The sequence below is a fragment of the uncultured Nostoc sp. genome, assembly GCF_964245445.1.
Classification (GTDB): domain Bacteria; phylum Cyanobacteriota; class Cyanobacteriia; order Cyanobacteriales; family Nostocaceae; genus Nostoc.
Window position 1 is genome coordinate 1 of sequence record NZ_CAXTNE010000140.1, and the last position, 20,024, is coordinate 20,024.

Consider the following 20,024-nt stretch of genomic DNA (forward strand, 5'->3'; position numbering starts at 1 on the left):
ATTAACAAAACTTTGCATCGTGTCCCATTTTGCACGTATCCCGGCTGTACCCCAATAACGAATACTTCGGTGTGGGAGATAACACCGTTAACTAAACTCTGATAGTTTTCAACTGCCGTGTCAATGAAGACCAGGCTATGGGTATATGAGGCGGGAATTACAGAATTTAATTGGAAGTGTGGAGTATGTAAGGTTGTCATTTTGTTACTTCAAGCTAAAATTTTGAGTTCAATTAAAACTGACTGAAGCTTTGTTATTCCTAAGTTTTCACACACTTATTAACAGTAATAATGAATTATTTATTACTATTAATTTCCTTTTTTATCATTAGTCAAATTGCTACTTTTGTAAAGCCAGAAGAGTATTTCAGGAAAGCCAAGAAGGCTGTAGCGACTGAAATAGCAGATTTAGTCTTGAGAATTTTGGATTTTTACCCCGATTTATTCAGATGTTAATGAATAAGTCTTTAGCTAAGTAATTAGTTATAAGCGCTCTTGGTCAGTAGCAAGTGTCAATTTTACGCACTACTGACTACTTTTGAGTTGTCATTAAACACCTCAAGAATTATGTTGATTTCCACTTAGCTAATTATCTTTATTTTTTATACATATCTTAAAGATTATGCGAATCATCCATATTTTGAACCACGTTCAAGAAATAGGTAACGGTATCGTGAATGTGGCCGTGGATCTAGCTTGTTTACAGGCTAAATCTGGTTATGAGGTAGCGGTTATTTCGGCTGGTGGTGAATATGAGAAATTACTAAATATATGTGGTGTCAAACACTACCAATTAGACCAAACTAGGAAACCGATAAGTATTATTAAAGCAGCTGTGCGTTACCTGGCGATCGCAGCAGAATTTCAGCCGGATATTGTTCACGCCCACATGATGACGGGAGTCATCCTAGCCCGCATTTTTAAAGGGCATAAATATGCTTTAGTTTCCACAGTCCACAACGAATTTCAGCGTTCCAGTCTGCTGATGGGTTTAGCTGACAGGGTAATTGCTGTCAGTAAGGCTGTGCGAGATTCTATGGCACGGCGCGGTATTTCCGAAAACAAGCTGCGGGTAATATGTAATGGAACTTTGGGCAGCCCCCGCACGCGACAAATACAAGATTATCAACCTTTACCATTACAACGTCCAGCGATCGCAACTGTAGCCGGGATGTATCAACGCAAGGGAATTGCTGAGTTAATCGCTGCTTTTGAACAAATTGCCTCAGATTTTCCCCAAGCGCATCTTTATTTGGTAGGAAATGGCCCTGATAAACAGCTATTTGAGGCACAGGCACAAGCAACTTCTGTAAAAGAACGCATCCATTTTGAAGGCTTCCAACCGTCACCTCAACGCTATCTGATATCTTGTGACATATTTGTGCTAGCTTCCCACCGCGATCCTTGCCCCCTAGTACTTTCAGAAGCTAGAGAAGCTGGAACTGCGATCGTTGGCACTCAAGTAGACGGAATTCCTGAAGCTTTGGACAATGGGCAAGCAGGACTTTTAGTGCCAGCAAAAGATAGTAATGCTTTGGCTGGAGTTTTAGTGCAATTACTGAGTAATGCCGATATGTTGCACAAATGGAAACAACGGGCAAATCACAACCTAGAGTGGCTGAGTGTTGCCCGCGTCCATCAGGAAACACTAGCGGTGTATCGTGAATTAATTACAGAGTCAGAGCGTTAACAGTGTAGCGATCGCTTTACTTTTAAAGCTACACCTAAAGCGCCAAAGACTAGTACACCCAAAACATTAGTTGATTCAGGAACAGCAGTGTAATAACTAGCCACTCTGATTGGCCCATCTTTATCCACTTGCTCTGCTGGCACTGGTGGAATGATTCCAGCACCTGGCGATACATTGGGGTTGGTAGCGAATGGATTGTAAAACAGGGTTCCGTTTGGGATTACGCCACCACTAAAGGTGATGATGTTATCTTTTATGCTAATGTCTCTAAAAATATCCTTTAGATCAGGGTTATTAGAGTAACCAATCTTGCCATCTCCATTAACATCTCCCCACTGCACCGGCTCATTATTAAATACGGGAGTCGAATCTGGATTACTATAGGCAAGCGTTTTTAAATCAAAGACCAAGCTTTCTATATCGTACCCAGTGTTATTTAGAAAGTTATTAGCTACATCTGAGACACCATATTCTATTACTTGTCCTGGCTGATATTCTGGGCCAAGGGTTCTTGGCTTTTTGGTGTTGAGTATGTCTTCACTTTGAGTTGTCACGATGGGTTCTACCAAGATGAAGGCTCTCGCTGGTGTCAAAGGCAATAAACTAATTCCTGCTGCTCCTAGAACAGATAAGGCTATTTTGGTTGCTATTGTAGTCATATTTCTGTCCTCTTTATATTGATTGAGAGAATACTATACTGCGTGGGTTAAATCAAACAGCAAAAGCTCACTTTTCAACCGTTATCTACCTGCTAGATAAATAGCGGTTAATGTGTGCCTGCTCAGTGATTTTATATCTACTCATAAGTTGATTTATAAAACAATTCTTGTAATGCTTTATCAAAATAATTAGTATTTTACCCAATCTTTATAAAAAATCTAAATTAGAACTTATGCCTTGACAAATTAGACAATATATGAATAGAGAAAATCTAAGTTAACGCGATCTACCAACAAGTTTTTTCGTTGGCAAATCACGTTAATTTAAATTCCAGCGTAGAACGTGTTGAAAAATTTAATCCCTATCAGGGATTCAAATCAATTTTTTCGTAAATCCACGCAACCAAATTAATACTGGCTTTGCCCAATTATTACCTAGCAAATCGTGTAGCAGAATATAAAAACAGGGGATGATAAACAATGTCAGCATTGTAGCGATCGCCATCCCAAAGAAAACTACAATCCCTAAAGGCTGCAAAAACTCAGAACCTTCGCCAATGCCCAATGCCAAAGGAAACAGTCCCAAGATAGTGGTGACTGTAGTCATGATAATTGGGCGCAAGCGTTGAGGAGCAGCTTTCATAATGGCAATTTGGCGAGTACAACCTTCTTCATCCCGAATTTGGTTCGCCAGTTCTACCATTAGAATCCCTGCGTTTACTACAATTCCCACCAGCAAGACGACACCAACAATTACAGTTGCGCCAATTGCAGTTTGGGTAATGTAAAGTCCAAAAATTCCTCCAGCTAATGCCAGTGGTACGGTGAAGATAATTACCAATGGGTCAATCAGCGAATTGTATTGTACCGCCATGACTACAAAGATTAAGAACACCGCCAACGCCCCCAAAGTTTTTAAAGCATCCTGAAGTTGCTGATTAGTTTCTTGGGCAGAACTAGGCACAATTGAAACGCCATCAGGTAAGTCTACATCTTGGAGTACCTGGTTGACTTCTGCGATCGCTTCACCAAGACTAGCTCCCTCGGTGAGATTACCTGCCACAATAAAAGCTTGACGCTGATTAATCCGTTGCACCTCACCAGGCGCTTGACCTTCTTGAATGTTCGCAACATCAAAAAGGCGGATTAGTTGATTGTTTTCTGTAAATAGCGGTAATTGTTCTAGCTGGGAAGGACGTGCAATTGCTTCTTTATTTAGCTGCACCCGCACATCAACTAAACGATTACCGCGTTGAATTTGCGTAGGAACTGAACCTTCAATTGCTGTTTGAACTGTTGCACCAATTTGTTGAGCGCTCAATCCTAAAGCCGAAACTCGTTCCCAGTCGGGGCGAATTTGGATTTCTGGTTGCCGGGGGTCGGCATCTGGTCGGAATGTCGCTAATTTTGCCCTTTCTTGCAATGCTTGCAGCACTTGTGCGCCTGCTTGCGTTAAGTTTTCTTCATTCTCACCTTGCAGAATCACGTCAACGTCTGACCCTTGCACTGGAGAATTACTCAAGATTAAACCTCGCACCTGACCAGGGTTGAGGCGCAGCAGAATTCCTGCTAAGTTGAGTTTGTTAAATTCCTGAGTTACTTTTTTGACGAAAGCTTCGACATCTGTGCCTGGTTTTAAATTGATGGTGCTACTGGCACGTAAAGGATTTTCTGTAGTACTGCTGCCAAATAAATTACCACCCACAGTTGTGAAAGCAGACTCGGTTTCTGGTTGTTTAAGCAAAATGTCATCAACAATTTGCATAACTTTTTCAGAAGTTGCTAAAGGTGTACCAGGAGGAAACTGCGCTCTCAAGTTAGCTTGACCAGTACTGATGCGGGGTAAAATTTCTTGGGGAATTTGACCAAACATAAAGAAGCTGCTGCCGCCTAAAATTACCAAAGCAGCGATAACGACAAGGAGCCGATAGCGTAAAACCTTGGTTAAGAAATTACTGTATCCCCGTGTAGCATCTTCAAATCGGTGATTAAACTGTCTAAGCAGCCAAAATTCACTGATCCGACTAGACCAGCGAATTCCCAAGAGTCGAGAAGATAGCATCGGCACTATTGTGATGGCGACGACAAGGGATGCTGCTACTGCGAAGCTAATTGTCAGAATCAGTTCATTAAATAGCAGTGCAATAAAGCCGCCAATTAAGAGGAATGGTACTACAGAAACTAAGTTAGCACCTGTAGCAGCAACTAAAGCAGATTCTACTTCTTGGGAAGCATTAATGGCACTGTCAATAAAGAATTTTGAATTTCTCCCCTTCTCCTCTGCTCCTCTGATCCTCTGCTCCCCTGCCTCCATCTCTTTCTGATTGGGAGTCATTCCCGCTTTTTCAGAAATGTTTTCTAAGATCACAACGGATGTATCAATTGCTTGACCGACTCCTAATGTCAAACCTGCTAAACTAAACACATTCAAAGTCAAGCCAAATATTCTCATCAGAGCGATCGCTGCCAGAGTACACAACGGAATCGTCAAACTGATAATCAATGTTTGCCTGAATGATCCCAAAAATAACAACACTGCTGCTGCTGCTAACAATGCTCCAGAAATCCCTGAAAAGATGACATCATTTAAAGAATTGCGGATAAAAACAGATTCATCTGTGGTGGGACTCAAAGTCATATCTGCTGGAATTAAACCCGATTGTCGTAATTGTTCAATTCGCCGCTTCACAGCATCTACAACGGTAATTGTGTTGGCCTCAGGCTGCTTTTGGATTGAAAATTTCACCGCAGGCTGACGATTCAGGTAAACAAATACTCGCTGGTCTTCTGTATCGTCAATTACCTTTGCAAAGTCTCGCAAATAAACGCGGCGAGAAGGTGCAGGAGAGGTAGAGGAGGTAGGGGAGGCTGGCGTTGCTGGCGTTGCTGGCGTTGCTGGCGTTGCAGGGGATGAAACTTTTACAGAGAGGTTTTCTATTTCCTTGGCATTTTGGAAGCGCCCTACAGTCCGAGTCAATGGCTCGGAAGTTTGCCCTAGAATCCGACCACCAGAAGTATCTTGGTTACGGGCTGTTAATTCATCTAAGACATCATTTAACCCCACGCCTAAAGCTTGCAATCGGTTTAAATCAACAAGCACTCGTACTTCTTCCTCAGCACCACCAGATACATCGACTGAGGCGACTCCCGGCACGACACTGAGTTCACGGGTTAACTCTTCATCAGCAAATACGCGTAAATCTTTACCTGGCAAAGAAGCAGATGTCAATGCCAATTCATAAATCGGTAATTGGGAGGGATCGAGTTTAAATAATCGCGGCTCCTCTATCGTATCTGGCAGTTGTCCTCGCCCTCGGTTAAAAGCAGCAGTAGCATCGTTTAGGGCTTGGTCAATATCGCCCCCTGGTTGGAAGTATAAATCGAGGCTTACCTGTCCTTCACGGGTGCGAGAAAAAACTTGCACTACATTCTCGGTTGCCGATAAAGCTTCTTCTAAGGGTCGGGTGATTTCATCTACTGCTACTTCTGGGGAAATACCAGGGGCTTCTAGCCGGACACTAACTCGTGGATAGGTAATTGAGGGTAGGAGATCGACTTGGATCGTGGTGAGAAAAAACACCCCAATGACAATTACTGCCACGGTGAGCATGAGTGTGCCAATGTGTTGGCGGATAGCGATCGCACTAAGACTAAATCCGCCATTGCCATTATTATTGTTCGCCTGTTGCATGATACTAAGTGATAAGTGCTGACTACTAAGTACTTTTTTCCTTGGTATGGTGGTTATTACTCACCCTACTATTGCTTTTCTGAAAGAATTGAAAGACTTACAGTGTCACCTTCTTTTAACGGCTTACCACTACGAACAACATAGCGCTCTCCCGTTTGCAAACCGGATAAAATTTCCACTCTCCCATCAGCCCTTTTTCCCAACATTACGGCTCGTGCTGTTACCTTGGTTTTGCCTTCTGTGTCTTTGACGACAAATATTTCCCCACTTCGGTCTTGTGAATTTGCCTTTGCTATCCCAGATGTGTTAGCTGGGGAAGAGTCCTGTTGTACATTTGTTTGCGTCTCTCCTGTACCCTTGGAGTTCTTAGTGCCTGCTTGTTTCTGAATAGCTGTTTGCGGCACTACTACGCGCTGTTGAGTCTGGGTTTCAAAATTGACTCGCCCCAGCAGTCCACTACCAATTTTCCCTTGAGTGTTGGGAATCACTACTTCTACAGGTATCAAGCGAGCTGTGGCATCGGCAGCTGGGGAAATGCGCGTAACTCTGCCAATTAATGTTTCCTTGGGGAAGGCATCTAAGCGGACTTGTACAGACTGCCCAACCTGAATTTGTGCCAGTTCTAATTCGGAAACTTGCACTACGACTTTGACACGGTTAAAATCGCCAATTTTTAAGACTTCGCTACCTGCTTGCAGAAGGTTACCGGGTTCTGTCACCTTTTCTGTGACTATGCCAGTAATCGGGGATGTCAGTTGAGCGTAAGAACTGCGCTCTTTGGTTTGAGCAACCAATGCCTGTTGGGCAAGTACTCTACCTTGGGCAGCAGCGACGGCTTGCTGTTCTGTACGAACCTGCTCTTGGGCTGCCCGTAGTGCCTGTGCTGCTGTTTTTGCCTGGGTACGTGCTTGCTGGGCAGTTTGTTCAGCGATCGCTCCGGCTTTGAACAACCTCTGCTGCCGTTGGGAGTCTGCCTGGGCTTGTACCACTTCTAGCCGTGCCCGTTCAACATCTGCACGGGCATTGCTTACCTGATTGGTTGCCCTAGCTACTTCTGATTTCAGGGCTGCTAATTCTGCTTCTGCTTGCTTTAATTGGGTCGAAAGTATGGCATCATCTAACTGCCCGACGTTCTGCCCAAGTTTTACCGTATCGCCCACATCAAGGTTCAAAGCCAACAACCGGGCTTCTACCTGCGATCGCACTGATACAATCCGAAAGGGTGTTGTATTACCTGTATATTCTAGTTGTTTTTCGAGCAAGTCAGTTCGAGCGATCGCCACATCTACAGGTGTTGCACCACGGCGTTCTTTACTATCAGGACTCTGAGATTGTGCATCTGCTGATTCTTTGGGCGACGAGCCACAACTTGCTGTCAGCATTCCTATACCTAGCAAACAAGAAATTAATAAACTTCTTACACTGGAGGAAAGTAAATAATTTTTTCCTTTAGCTTTTCTACCTGTTGCACTAGTGCTGTTTGCAAGAAGTCTACTCTTTAAATCTGCGTAGGCGTAGCCCGCCCCAGGCATAGCTACCTCAGTCTTTACAACTGAATTTAACTGGATATTAATGAGCTGGTTGGCGGCTACCGGATCAGTCATTTTCACCTGTTTGTGCGGCTTATTCATATCCAAAATCATTTATTTTTCTCTTATTGGGGAGCTTTTGGGGTTAAACAGCCGTGTTTTATCAAGTAATTAATTTTGAGAGATTTCATTAACGAAAAACGGCGAGAATTCGTAAGCTGTCTAACAGTAACTTTCTGTATCAAAAATTACTGTTTTCCCATAAAAATCCAAAACTTCTCACCGCTCTACTTCTTACGCAGAGGTAGAAAATCTTCTTGCAGATAATAAATTATAAACTGAGTATAAATATTTGTTAGTTTTCTGAAATCTACCTATAGGAGAAACCTGGGTTTTTCTAAAGATATGAAACTTTTTGCCTCATATCCTAACATGGGCGGTATTACAATAATTACCCTTGTTTTTACATGCTTCATTAGAACGTAAATACGTATACTTATAGTAGTTGTGTATTAAGAATATTAAACATTTATTGCTTTTTATGTCTATAATATAGTGGAAAACACTATTTTCTCTTATCCCCCTTGCGTAATATGGCAAGAACAGGGCGATAAGTACCATAGCAACAACAGCAAAAATGAACTTTTTTGCCAGAAATATATTTGCATTAGGTGAGGAAGGTAAGGCGTGACATCATTGCTCAGAATTGTACAAACCACTGATGAATCCCAGATTTCCGAATTTTTTCAGGAATCAGGGGGGAAGTGGCGATCGCAACGACGCTATTACACCCTACCGCAGGGAGAAACTAAGGAGATCGAAAGTATAGTTACGATCGATTTTTTAGAGCAGGGCTGTGATGAATTGCAAAAGCTAGCTCAGATGCATGATTTGTCTGAAGCAGGTAGTTTAATCTGTGGTGCAGCAGTTGTTTGGGAAAGTAGCGATGTGCTAAACACAAAGAAAGAATCGCAAGGTTCAACAATATTTGGGGTAATGGGAAACATTTTGTATCGCGATCGCGGTTTTGCCATATCCAAACCAGTCACCGCCCAGTATTATTTCTCCAACCCAAAAACACTGTGTTTGCGAACTGAATACAACGGTTCAGTGTTTGAGGAAGAGTTAAAGCTAATTGGCAGCAAATACCGCACCAGACAGACGATCATCTCTCGTGCTGGTGAGCAGTTGATGATTGGGCAATATTTAGAAAAGAGAATAGATTAGCTTCTTCCCCACTCCCTACTCCCTGTCTAGGCAAACAATTTCAAAAATCAAAGCGTACTGCTATATAACTTTTTATAACAGTTTTGAAAATTTCCCCTAGAAAGTTATTTGCTATGTCATCATGGGAAGTGAAATGAGAATTAATTCGGCGACAGTGTTTGTTTTTAGTATTGACAGGCTTTTCCCTTTTGGTATTACAGACTTCTCTCCGAAATCTAAATCTCTACAAACTTATGATTTTGGAGACATTTAATGTCAATTTACGTTGGTAACCTCTCCTATGAAGTTACACAAGATGCGCTGAGTGCTGTATTTGCAGAATATGGTGCTGTAAAGCGTGTTCAGTTACCTACTGACCGTGAAACAGGTCGTTTACGCGGCTTTGCTTTCGTGGAAATGAGTTCAGAAGATGAAGAAACCAAAGCTATTGAAGCGCTTGATGGTGCTGAATGGCTGGGCCGCGACCTTAAAGTGAATAAGGCGAAGCCCAGAGAAGACCGAGGTGGTTCCTTCGGTGGTGGTGGTGGTGGTAATCGTGGCGGTGGCGGCGGCGGCTACAACCGTGGTCGCTACTAAGCTAAGTAGGCGAAAGTCATTTAGTTGAATCTAGAAAAGGCTCAGGCAGCAATGCTTGAGCCTTTTTTATGCAAAACTTTACTTATGAATAATACTCAATAGAATGACAAGTAAGGATTTTGGTGAATTTGCTTACATTGGGATGCTCCCTCACGTCTGTGATTCTCTAACCAGAGTGCCCTGATGAAAGATCATTTTCCATTGAGTATTGTCGAATTTCCAGATGGAACTTCGCAGTGAATTAACAGGTTGTTCGCCAGATATATGTCTGACTACACGATAGGTTACTAAAACAACCCCTTTTGCCAAAACTAAGGTTTTAAATTCTGTTATCGCTCTTTGCGTTAAGGATTCGATGGGTTCATTCTGCAAGCTGTTAATAATTTGCTGTTTGTCGAAAACACGCCCTGAACTTCCGAACTCAATGAACTCGTCGGCAAGTAAGTCCATGACATCTTTAGCTGACTTTCGTACATCCGGTTGAAGCAAACGCTCCTCCAACTCACGGAAAAGCGATTTCTCTAAATAGTCTGCTTTCATCTACTTGCTGGAGTTGATTATGCCTTCGATAAAAAGTTTTGGCTTAGAGAATTGATTAATAATGAGTTGCCGATTTGCGATGATGCACGGCTGTAACACCATCACTATCTAACAATTTGCCATTCTCAACAGTGGCATAAACTAGCCAATGGTCGCCAGATTCCATCCGGTTTTGTACAGAACATTCCAGATATGCTAAAGCATTTGTAAGTATAAAAGAACCATTCTCAGCTTCTTCGGCAGCGACATCAGCAAATCGGTCTTGTCCTGGGCCGAATGGTTTGAGAAAGTGCTTCATCAATCCCAAGTGATTGCCTTCTTTAAGAATATTGAGGACAAATTTGTTTCCTGTATGTGTCAGTGTTTCTACTGCGCGGTCTTTAGCTACAGCTATGGTTAAACCTGGGGGACTAAAGCTAGCTTGAGACACCCAAGAGGCTAACATGGCACTGGAGCGATCGCCTTCTTTTGCTGTGAGAACACAAAGAGAACCGACAATCCGACCAACTGCTTGTTCTACAGTTGTTGCAGGTTGACTTGGCGATCGCACTTTTCTAGCTTTCTTCAGGGCTTGGGCAAAGTCGGTTCCAGCTTCTTCACACAATTGTAAGGTAGCATCGTCGGGTTTAAATTTTACGCGGATGGTGTCAAAACCAAACCGATAGCCAGCATCTTTCAATTTACCTTCAATTAAATCAACCGCTTCTCCACTCCAGCCAAAGGAACCAAATACACCAGCGAGTTTATTGTTAGTAGCGGTGGATAGTACAATTCCTAAAGCTGTTTGCACGGGTGTGGGTGCATGACCGCCAAGGGTCGGAGAACCGATGATGAAACCACCGGCTTTTTCCACAGCCGCCCGGATTTCTTCTGGTTCAGTAAATTCGCAGTTAATCGATTCTATAGCGACACCAGCTTTTGTAACCCCACGAGCGATCGCTTGGGCTAATGTTGCCGTATTCCCATAAGCTGATGCATAAATCAAGGCCACTGTCAAGTCAGCAAATGTTTGCTGTTGACTCCATTCTCGATAAGCTTTAGTTAGTTCGATTAAGCCATAGCGTACCAAAGGCCCGTGTCCAGTGGCATACATTCTTACGGGAAAATCAGCTAATTTCTCCAGCGCTGTTTCAACTTGACGCGCGTGGGGAGCCATGAGGCAATCAAAATAATAGCGCCGATCTTCGTTATATACTTCCCAGCCTTCATCAAATACTTGATCTCCGCAAACATGCGCCCCAAATAACTTATCTGAGTACAGAATTTCTGTTTGCGGATCGTAGGTGCAAAGTTGATCTGCATAGCGGGGATTGGGAGTGGGAATAAATTGTAAATTATGCCCATTACCTAAATCTAGGGTTTCTTCGCCCCGCATCACAATAATTTGCAAATCTGGAATTTCCAGCGCCCCGCGTAAATTTCTCGCCCCTGGATTAGAACAAACAAAAGTGATTTGCGGGGCAATTTCCAACAAAGCTTTTAAAGTTGCAGCGCGGTTGGGGTTGACGTGTCCCAAAATTACATAATCTAAATCTTCGAGATGGAAACGCTGCTGCAACGCTTTTAAATAAATTTCCGTAAACGTTTCCCCTGGAGGGTCAATGATGGCAGTTTTTTCGCTTTCTATTAAATAAGAATTGGCAGTTGTACCCTTGGCAAGAGCGTATTCAATTTCAAACCTGAGCCTTGACCAACTGCGCGATCGCAGTATTCTTGTATCTGTAGCTATTGGATAAACTTGAACATCACGGGGTTTATTTGTTGACATAGCTTTATTGGGGATTGGGTACTGGTGATTGGGTACTGGGGACCGGGTATTGGGGACTGGGTATTGGGTATTTGGAAAACTTTTTCCCAGTCCCTAGTCCCTAGTCCCCAATCCCTAGTCCCCAATCCCTAGTCCCTAATAGTGATTACCAACTTTGCGGTGATGCACAGCAGTTAAAGCATCTGGCTTAGAAACTCGTCCGGCGTAGACGGTGCTGTATACTGCCCAATGGTCGCCGCAATCCATTCTACTGACGACTTCGCACTCCATGTAGGCGAGGGCGTCGTTAAGGATAGGCGCACCATTTTGGGCTGGCTGGGTTCTCACTCCTTCAAAGCGATCGGCACCAGGGGCGAACCGTTTCAAAAAGTGTTTCATTAGTGGTTGGAAATTGCCTTCTTCTAAGATGTTGAGAACAAAACGATCGCCTACTTGCATGAGTGATTCAATTGCCCGATCTTTGGCTACTGCAATGGAAAATCCCAAGGGTTTGAAGCTGGCTTGAGCAACCCAAGAGGCTAACATCGCACTGGATACATCGCCTTTTTTGGCAGTGATGATATATAATCCGCCGCTAAGTCTACCTAATGCTTTATCTAAGTCAGCACCAAGGGATTTCATGGCTTTGATACTGCGATCGCGTGTTACCCATTGCCCTAAGTCTGTTCCCGCTTCTTCACACAGCTTGTAGGTATTTTCTGTAGGTGTTTGTTTAATCCGAATTGCTGGAAAAACCGTTGTCAAACCCAAATTGCGGAATTTACTCACCAAAGGATCTATCGGCTCATCATCGCCACCGCCAGTTTCAAATACGCCGATAGCTTGCTTTTCTTTGGCAGATCCTAAAACTGTGCTGAGTGCAGATTGGATGCTCGCAGCGCCAGAAGCCGGAGGTAGACCAACGATTAGCCCAGCACAACGGCTAACTAATTCCCGCAGATATTGTAAATCGACTTCAGATCCCAAATCGACAATTTCCACGGCGACACCAGTTTTACCGATGCCGTTAGCGATTGCTTGCACGAGGCGATCGCTATATCCGTATTCGGAAACGTAAAATATTCCAACTACCGTTTCTGGCTTGGCTTGCGTTTGGCTCCAAGTGCGGTAACGTCCAACTAGTTCCTCAACATTGTGAGATAATAATGGCCCGTGTCCTGTGGCAATCATGCCGATGGTTTTCAATTCTCCCATTCGTTTCAGGGCAGATAAAACTGACCGTGCATTCGGCCCCATCAAGCAATCGTAGTAGTAATGAAAGTCTTCTTCGATAGCCGCTAGGTCTTCATCAAAGGTGTTATCTGAGCAATAGTGCAACCCAAATGCATCGCAAGTATAGAGAATTTTGGTTTTGTGGTCAAAGCTGAAAATGGTATCCGGCCAGTGTAAATTTGGAGCAATCACGAATTCCAATTCATGACCATTGCCCAAATCTAAGCGATCGCCATTTTTCACAATCCGCCGTTTAAATGGCTGATGTACGAATTCTTCAAGAAACTGAATCGCCACTTTAGAACCAACAACGGTTATTTCTGGAGCCATTTGCAGCAAATCTTTAACTAAACCGCTATGGTCTGGCTCGGTGTGGCTGATAATCAAATAATCAATCTCTGTTGGCTTGATTAGTTCGTTAAGCGTATCAAAGTATAGTTGACGAAACTTTTCGTGGGAGGTATCAACTAGGGCAGTCTGCTCCCCACGGATGAGAAACGAGTTATAAGTGGTACCGTTTTGCAGACCAAACTCAATATCGAAGCGATCGCGATCCCAATCCAGTGAGCGAATAGCCGTCGTCTCTTGAGCGATTTCCACCTGCTGTATGGTCAGCCGTTTTTCAGTTTTTTCGGTGAGCGCTACCATAACTCCCCTCCTTGACAAATTGAGTATTTATTCCTCTAGTTTTATTGTTACATGCCTTGAATGTTAATTTTTATTAAAAAACCTATAACTGACTTAAAAAAGTTAAAACAGTGAAACCGCATAAGCACCCAGAACACACAGAGAATGTTTGGCTAGCTTTAGAAATTGGGAATTCTCGGCTGCATTGGGCATTATTTCTAGGCGAGACGCTTTACTCAGCTTGGGATACCGACCATCTACCTGAGTCTGTCATATATCAGTTGGCTGAATGTCAAACCCTAGATGATTTACTAGAGAAAATTTTTCCACTTCATCAGCCAAGTGATTTTTTCACTCTCATTAACATTCCCCTCCTCTCCCCTTCCTTCCCTCTTCCCCTCCTCATAGCCTGCGTAGTTCCTAGCCAAACTGCTATTTGGCAAACTTATCCCAACGTTCACGTTATTACCTTAGACCAAGTACCGCTCAAAGGTATGTATCCCACATTAGGAATTGACCGCGCTTTAGCTTTGTGGGGTGCGGGGAAAACTTGGGATTTTCCAATGTTGGTGATTGATGCTGGAACAGCGCTGACTTTTACAGCTGCGGATGCAAACCAATGTCTGATTGGAGGTGCAATTCTGCCAGGACTAGGCTTGCAGTTTGCGACTCTCGGTCAACAAACAGGACAATTACCATTAGTAGAAACGCAAAATTTTCAGTCTCTACCACGACGCTTTGCTCTTAATACAACAGAGGCTATTCAAAGTGGAGTAGTTTACACGCTATTAGCTGGAATTAAAGATTTTATTGAGACGTGGTGGCAGTTATTTACTGATGGGAAAATTGCAATTAAAGGGGGCGATCGCACTTTATTACTGAACTATCTGCAAGCCTTATATCCTGAAATTGCAGCACATTTAATTGTAGAACCAAATTTAATTTTTTGGGGAATGCAAGAAATAGTAATGGGTGATGAGTAAATGGGAAATATTGGGGTGCTCGTCAGATAAACAGACAGATTAAAGCATAGATGGAATAAAATTAAGAAAGAATACCTGTAGTTAAGTTATACGCAAAACATCACCGCTTTATGTAATCACTGTAATATCAAGCATTATAAATTTGACGCTGTTGAATCAGAGGAATGCAAATGATAAACTCAGCACCAACTCCTGGTTGCGAAATGCATTCTAAAGAACCGCCATGTCTTTCTGTGATAATTTGGTAACTAATAGCCAATCCCATCCCCGTACCTTGTCCAACGGGCTTTGTCGTAAAAAAGGGATTAAATATTTGCTTTTTAGCATCTTCTGGTAGTCCCAGTCCGTTGTCGGCAATGCGAATTGTGACTTGATTTGGCGTTAGTAATTGAGTGCGAATATAAATTCGGGGATTATCCACTTTTAGTTGTTTATGTGTTGCCCACCGACCTCTAAGCACTGAATCTTCTAAAGCATCAATCGCATTCACTAAAATATTCAAAAATACTTGGTTCAACTGCCCAGCATAACATTCAACCAAGGGAAGGTTGCCGTATTCTTTAATCACTTCAATTTGTGGGCGCTGATCAGTAGGCTTGAGGCGGTTTTGAACGATCATCATCGTACTCTCAATTCCCTCATGGATATCAACCGCTTTCATTTCAGTTTCGTCTAAGCGCGAGAAAGTCCGCAGGGAAAGCACAATGTCTCGAATCCGCTCCGCTCCCATCATCATCGATTTGAATAATTTGGGGAAGTCTGACCTTAAGAAATCTAGTTCAATTAGATTTGCAAACTCTTCAATTGCCTTAACTGATTGGGGATAATGTTTTTGGTAGAGATCTAATAGTGAGAATAAATTTTGGGCGTATTCATCAGCCGGTTGTATGTTGCCGTAAATAAAACTAACAGGGTTGTTGATTTCGTGAGCAATGCCTGCCACCATTTGACCCAGGGCAGACATCTTTTCGCTTTGAATCATTTGAGCTTGCATTTTATGCAAACTATCTAATGTATTTTCTAATTCTTGGCTTCTGTGCTGCAAGTCTCTCCGAGAGTCTTCTAACTCACAAATCACTTTCTTCAGTAAAAATTCCTTTGTGCCAATGTCAGTTTCTAGCTGGCAACGTTCAGCTTGACAGCGTTCCAGCTTTTTTTGCAAGATCCGGTTTTTCTTTTCCAACTCTTGGATCTGGATGAAATCGTCTTGGTTATCCATACACTACTTATTTTGTTCCCATTAGCAGTGTGACAAATGTTTTGTTATGATATTGCGTTTGACCTTTGCTTACCAAAGGAGCAATTTCACCATAAGCGTAGAAACCACAGCAAGGCAATACCTGTGGTAAATGAGTTTTGACTAGCTGATACTCAAGTCTAGTCAGAGTTCCCAGAATTCGCCGACGGGCTGCACAGGAAATAAGTAACCCTGCTGTTGGCTCCACACCTGGATAATCAGCAAGAGCATTCTTTAGGGATACCTCAGAAGCTGACAGAATATTGTCACGAGTTGCATCGGTGATTTGCACAACTGCCTGTTCAGGAATATCAGAGAAGAAGGTAACGCTACCAGATTGTTGATCGTAACCATTAGGTGCCCGCATATAAAAATGGTCTTGATCCTCAAAAACCGCCAAAGCATGAATTGCAAAGTTGGCCGCAAATCGTTCTTCACCGAGATAGTGCTGGTAGAAATCTAAGGCACGCTGTCCATCAATTTCATAGACTACGTTGCCATTAACTTTAGTTACACGGCTACGTTGACTGATGGGAGTCCAACCACTGGCAACTCCGTGGGAAAATAGTAGTTGTCCAGAGAAGAGTAGCACTGGCACTGAATCACTTAACACTTCACCCTGGAAGAATTGGTAGGTTTTCTCAAAAGTATAGTCATCGGCAGCCATTCCCCCAATGATCGGAACATGCTCTCCCAAACTTTGTTTTAAACCCTCTAAAATCAAGACCCCATTGCTCGTCAGACTATCGGGAAAGGTGAGGCACAATTGGGGCAGGGATGCACTTTTTGCCTTTGCTTGTGCGATCGCTTGTTGGGCTGCAAGGGCTGGATTTTTGGATGCTCCTCGTCCAATACCTGCCCAAATTTCCACTTCATCCGTAGCAAACAGCATTAAAGTTAGAGAATCTTGCTGAAACTCCAGAATTGAGGAGATTTCTCCATTTGTAGTTCCACCAATCAACTCAATTCCAGGAAAAGTATCTTGGATGCGTTGCAAAATTAATACATGGTCAAAGTCTATAGCAGTGAATAAAAGTCCAGCCTGAGGAATTGACCCTGCAAGGGAACGGCTACATTCTTGAAGAACTTCAGCGATCGCATTTTGAGAATCAGGATCGTCACTATGACCAACAACAACTTGAAACACAACTACCTCATTGTAAGTTTAAATACCGTATGCTGATTCAATTCGGATGTTAGCTTTCTCTACCTATAATTAGATTTCCCACTTCATGGAACTAAATCTCAGTTCACCTAACTTTTTCTGATCAAAATAAGTATGCGCGGGTTGTAAATGATAAAATAATACAAACAAAAACAGCTAGACAAAGGATCAAATTGTGTTTTCTATGTGGAATTAGGATTAATTCTGCAATGACGTTAGTTTAACTGTAGTAAGAGTGATTGCCTGATACAGGCTACCGTGAAGAATGCAGGGTTTCAAAGCAAGCTTTATATATGAGGCAGGGGGAAACCAGAGAAAGCCTACAGCAAGCAAGGATATTGGATGGTGATGTAATTCTTGCAGCACAAGCAATTCTTCAATTGAAAAGTTTTGATGAGGTCATAGTTATAACAACAAACTTGAAACATATATCCCTGTTTGAAAGCAAAGAAATATGTATAGTGGATTGGTAGCAAACTTTCAATAACTAGTTTAATTGATTGAAACTATGACTTTTTAAGATACGTAACTTACATTTCTCCAATTACCAATGCCCTATGCCTACCCTTTAATAAACTCCCGAATCTCCATCGCTACAACTCCAGCACAAGATTCTGGTAAGTCATTTCCGGCATGGGCAATCATTTTCAACTCGACTTTCGGCATCAGTTGAGTATAAACCCGACTTTTAGCTAAAGCATCTGGTGTATCTTGGCCACCTTGTAAAATAAAAACCGGGATATCGATCATGTAAAGTCGCTTTTGCACTAATTCCGCCTCAATTTCTGCTTGTCGCCTTTTGAAGAGTAACTGGCAAGCTATGGGGTAACGCAACAATTCCTGACGTAATTGCAAATCCTGGGCAATTTTTTCATACCAAACCAGAGTTTTAGTGAAGAGAGTTAGCGATCGCAACAATTTAACTATTAGTGGTGGATAGTTCAGTAATCGCCGCATCTTCTGGCAATACTCTTCTTGTCCTGCTATCTCTACACCCTCTGGTGCTAGCAGTACCACACCATCAAGTTTCTCTGGATACTTTAAAGCATAACTAGCAGCAATCCAACCCCCAAGAGAATGCCCTACTAAATAGACTTTTTCTAGCTTTACAGCTTGCAAAAACTCAGCTAAACACTCTACTTGTAAATCTATCGAATGATGAATATTCGGATTTTCTGATTCACCAAACCCTAACAAATCAAGTGCAAAGCAATGGAAATCTTGTGAAAGGGACTCCATCACAAATAACCATTGACTGCTCTCATTCCAAGCACCATGTAAAAAAATTATAGGAGTTTTTTCACCGACTTCACGCCAGAATATCAGCCCTTGAGAGAGCTTTATCCGCGAGTTACGGAATAGTGTATTCATTTTAATTTAGTAGTTAACTTGTAGCACCATAATAAATAGTCATTGGTCATTGGTCATTAGTAATTAGTCATTAGTAATTAGCTTTGGACAAATTACAAACAGAGAAGTGTGAGCTGAACGCGAATTTATCTCGTAGAGAAGCTTCCTTAGATCATATACTTAGGCGATAAATGACAAATGACAAATGACAAATGACAAATGACAAATGACTAAATATTGTTATGCCAGTGTTGTCAAGCCATTCAAGTAGTCTTGCAACTGCCGAGTATGGTCGTGAGACATCTGTCCTGAAGGTAGCAAGTTGGGAGAGAAAGCTTGGATTTCCATAACTTCCAAAGTATCCTGAATTTCCATTGTCCCATGTACCTCAGCTTCAACCACAACACAAATTGAATGGATTCTGGGATCGCGGTCTGGTGCTGAGTAAACTCCTACTAAACGATTGATTTTCACCAATTCTAGCCCGGTTTCCTCGATCAATTCCCGGCGGACTGTGTTAGGAATATCTTCTCCCCAATCCACTATGCCTCCAGGCAATGCCCAAAGACCATCATCACGTCGCCGAATCAGTACAATCCGACCATCGGGTAAAATTGGGATGATACTAGTGCCAGTAATGGGATGACGAAATATAATACCCAATACTGTTTGTCCAATACGCCATAAGCTACGTGTGGACTGGACAGCTGCCGGAAAAAAAGCAAGAACGTTCAATCTTCAAAATTTTTGTATTGTATTCTATACTTCTCTACCACTTACATAAACTCAACTAATTAAATTTTCCTTGAGTTTTGTTTTATACAAAAATGTTTGCGGTTTGAGATTTTATTCTCACGATTTACGTAGAATATTATTGATTCTAACATCAACTTTCAAGAGAAGCACTGTATTCATATATACATAAAGTTTGTTAAATCAGAAAGTTTTTCAGTTTAAAACTAACATTAGCCTTGCCCAAACCAGCTATCACTAAATATTTTTCAGGACACATTAAAAAAGATAATGTGAATGATAAGTTGGAATCCAAAATTTAGAAGAGACAATTAAGCGGGGTTTGAGACCGCTACCTAATTCTTGATAATATTGATTAGTTTGTTCTAAGAACAACAACTAGTACCGCAAGGCGGAAGTTAAAAGGAGCCAGTGGGTTACGCGGGTTAAAAACGTTGTACCCCTCCGGGGAAGCAAGCTACGCGCAGTGTCTCCCCTTCTTCCAAAGGGAGAGGCTAGCGCCAAGGGAGAAGCAACTGGCTCTCAAAAGTCACGCATAATTCTATTCCGGGCTTTTCATTTAGCTGGTGGGGATAATTCTAAATTATTATTGACAGAGCTAGGTTGAATGCGATAGACTAGTACACTGTTTAAAGCGTATTTATTGCTGCACTAGGCTACAAGTATATCAATAACATTGGTAACTGATATTGCCTACGTGATGCCTAGTTGCTACTTTTTTGTTGTTTATTAATGAGGTGAACATGGCCAAGCGCCGTAACCCAAAAAAAGAAAAGGCGCTACGTAACCAGGCGTATGCCAGAAAGTTTCGTAAACGGACTACTACAGGAAGAATGCAGAGAAGGTTCCAACAAAGACCACCAAAGAGTGAAGAAGAAGAAGGAGCAGCAGCAGCCGACACTGAATAAGCTGTCTGCTTAGATCCTTGTTATTTAGATTATTTATCTTTTAGGGCGCACATTTGTACGCCCTTATTTATTACTCGACAGCGATTTGAGCGCGGGCGGCTATCAAGGCT

17 protein-coding genes are annotated in these 20,024 nt (G+C 42.4%); 6 read left to right on the forward strand and 11 right to left on the reverse strand.

The window, feature by feature from the left end; translation table 11 throughout:
• Positions 1–200 (reverse strand): hypothetical protein (locus tag ACFE90_RS21835; RefSeq protein WP_375504231.1); only part of this gene is annotated, 200 nt, incomplete at its 3' end.
• 421 nt (positions 201–621) lie between these two features.
• Between ACFE90_RS21835 and ACFE90_RS21840 the strand changes: the two genes are divergently transcribed.
• Complete coding sequence (locus tag ACFE90_RS21840) at positions 622–1,689, forward strand: glycosyltransferase family 4 protein (protein WP_375504233.1); 1,068 nt, start codon at positions 622–624, stop codon at positions 1,687–1,689.
• Here ACFE90_RS21840 and ACFE90_RS21845 read toward each other — a convergent pair.
• The 3 genes from ACFE90_RS21845 to ACFE90_RS21855 all read right to left on the reverse strand — a co-directional run bounded on the left by ACFE90_RS21845 (position 1,686) and on the right by ACFE90_RS21855 (position 7,421).
• A complete protein-coding gene (locus tag ACFE90_RS21845; protein ID WP_375504235.1) occupies positions 1,686–2,348 on the reverse strand; it encodes a hypothetical protein in 663 nt (220 codons plus the stop codon). The genes ACFE90_RS21840 and ACFE90_RS21845 overlap by 4 nt on opposite strands.
• A gap of 373 nt (positions 2,349–2,721) precedes the next feature.
• Positions 2,722–6,039 carry an efflux RND transporter permease subunit gene (locus ACFE90_RS21850; protein ID WP_375504237.1) on the reverse strand — a complete coding sequence of 1,106 codons (3,318 nt, stop codon included), beginning with the start codon at positions 6,037–6,039 and terminating at the stop codon, positions 2,722–2,724.
• 68 nt (positions 6,040–6,107) lie between these two features.
• Complete coding sequence (locus ACFE90_RS21855; RefSeq protein WP_375504262.1) at positions 6,108–7,421, reverse strand: efflux RND transporter periplasmic adaptor subunit; 1,314 nt, start codon at positions 7,419–7,421, stop codon at positions 6,108–6,110.
• Between the two features lie 834 nt (positions 7,422–8,255).
• On the opposite strand from ACFE90_RS21855, the gene ACFE90_RS21860 reads away from it, so the two are divergent.
• Positions 8,256–8,795 (forward strand): phycobiliprotein lyase, encoded by a 540-nt coding sequence (locus ACFE90_RS21860; protein WP_375504239.1) that lies wholly within the window; start codon positions 8,256–8,258, stop codon positions 8,793–8,795.
• A 252-nt stretch (positions 8,796–9,047) separates the two neighbouring features.
• Entirely contained in the window at positions 9,048–9,371 is a 324-nt protein-coding gene (locus ACFE90_RS21865; RefSeq protein ID WP_375504241.1) for an RNA recognition motif domain-containing protein, read from the forward strand.
• A 150-nt stretch (positions 9,372–9,521) separates the two neighbouring features.
• Here ACFE90_RS21865 and ACFE90_RS21870 read toward each other — a convergent pair whose 3' ends face one another.
• The 3 genes from ACFE90_RS21870 to ACFE90_RS21880 all read right to left on the reverse strand — a co-directional run bounded on the left by ACFE90_RS21870 (position 9,522) and on the right by ACFE90_RS21880 (position 13,539).
• Complete coding sequence (locus tag ACFE90_RS21870; protein WP_375504243.1) at positions 9,522–9,911, reverse strand: DUF4440 domain-containing protein; 390 nt, start codon at positions 9,909–9,911, stop codon at positions 9,522–9,524.
• Positions 9,912–9,966: 55 nt separating this feature from the next.
• Positions 9,967–11,679, reverse strand: coding sequence for a diflavin flavoprotein (locus ACFE90_RS21875; RefSeq protein ID WP_375504245.1), 1,713 nt, complete (start codon positions 11,677–11,679; stop codon positions 9,967–9,969).
• A gap of 135 nt (positions 11,680–11,814) precedes the next feature.
• Positions 11,815–13,539, reverse strand: coding sequence for a diflavin flavoprotein (locus tag ACFE90_RS21880; protein ID WP_375504247.1), 1,725 nt, complete (start codon positions 13,537–13,539; stop codon positions 11,815–11,817).
• A 110-nt stretch (positions 13,540–13,649) separates the two neighbouring features.
• On the opposite strand from ACFE90_RS21880, the gene ACFE90_RS21885 reads away from it, so the two are divergent.
• Positions 13,650–14,501 (forward strand): pantothenate kinase, encoded by an 852-nt coding sequence (locus tag ACFE90_RS21885; protein ID WP_375504249.1) that lies wholly within the window; start codon positions 13,650–13,652, stop codon positions 14,499–14,501.
• Between the two features lie 127 nt (positions 14,502–14,628).
• Here ACFE90_RS21885 and ACFE90_RS21890 read toward each other — a convergent pair whose 3' ends face one another.
• Entirely contained in the window at positions 14,629–15,720 is a 1,092-nt protein-coding gene (locus tag ACFE90_RS21890; RefSeq protein ID WP_375504251.1) for a sensor histidine kinase, read from the reverse strand.
• Between the two features lie 7 nt (positions 15,721–15,727).
• Positions 15,728–16,885 (reverse strand): FIST signal transduction protein, encoded by a 1,158-nt coding sequence (locus ACFE90_RS21895; protein WP_375504253.1) that lies wholly within the window; start codon positions 16,883–16,885, stop codon positions 15,728–15,730.
• 257 nt (positions 16,886–17,142) lie between these two features.
• Here ACFE90_RS21895 and ACFE90_RS21900 point away from each other — a divergent pair, with 257 nt between their 5' ends.
• Positions 17,143–17,376 carry a hypothetical protein gene (locus ACFE90_RS21900; RefSeq protein ID WP_375504255.1) on the forward strand — a complete coding sequence of 78 codons (234 nt, stop codon included), beginning with the start codon at positions 17,143–17,145 and terminating at the stop codon, positions 17,374–17,376.
• 88 nt (positions 17,377–17,464) lie between these two features.
• Here ACFE90_RS21900 and ACFE90_RS21905 read toward each other — a convergent pair whose 3' ends face one another.
• Together ACFE90_RS21905 and ACFE90_RS21910 are read right to left on the reverse strand one after the other, a co-directional pair.
• Complete coding sequence (locus ACFE90_RS21905) at positions 17,465–18,274, reverse strand: alpha/beta fold hydrolase (protein ID WP_375504257.1); 810 nt, start codon at positions 18,272–18,274, stop codon at positions 17,465–17,467.
• 219 nt (positions 18,275–18,493) lie between these two features.
• Entirely contained in the window at positions 18,494–18,988 is a 495-nt protein-coding gene (locus tag ACFE90_RS21910) for an NUDIX hydrolase (protein WP_375504259.1), read from the reverse strand.
• A gap of 761 nt (positions 18,989–19,749) precedes the next feature.
• On the opposite strand from ACFE90_RS21910, the gene ACFE90_RS21915 reads away from it, so the two are divergent.
• On the forward strand, positions 19,750–19,914 hold the full coding sequence (locus tag ACFE90_RS21915) for a hypothetical protein (RefSeq protein ID WP_167407613.1): 165 nt from the start codon (positions 19,750–19,752) through the stop codon (positions 19,912–19,914).
• Positions 19,915–20,024 lie beyond the last annotated feature (110 nt).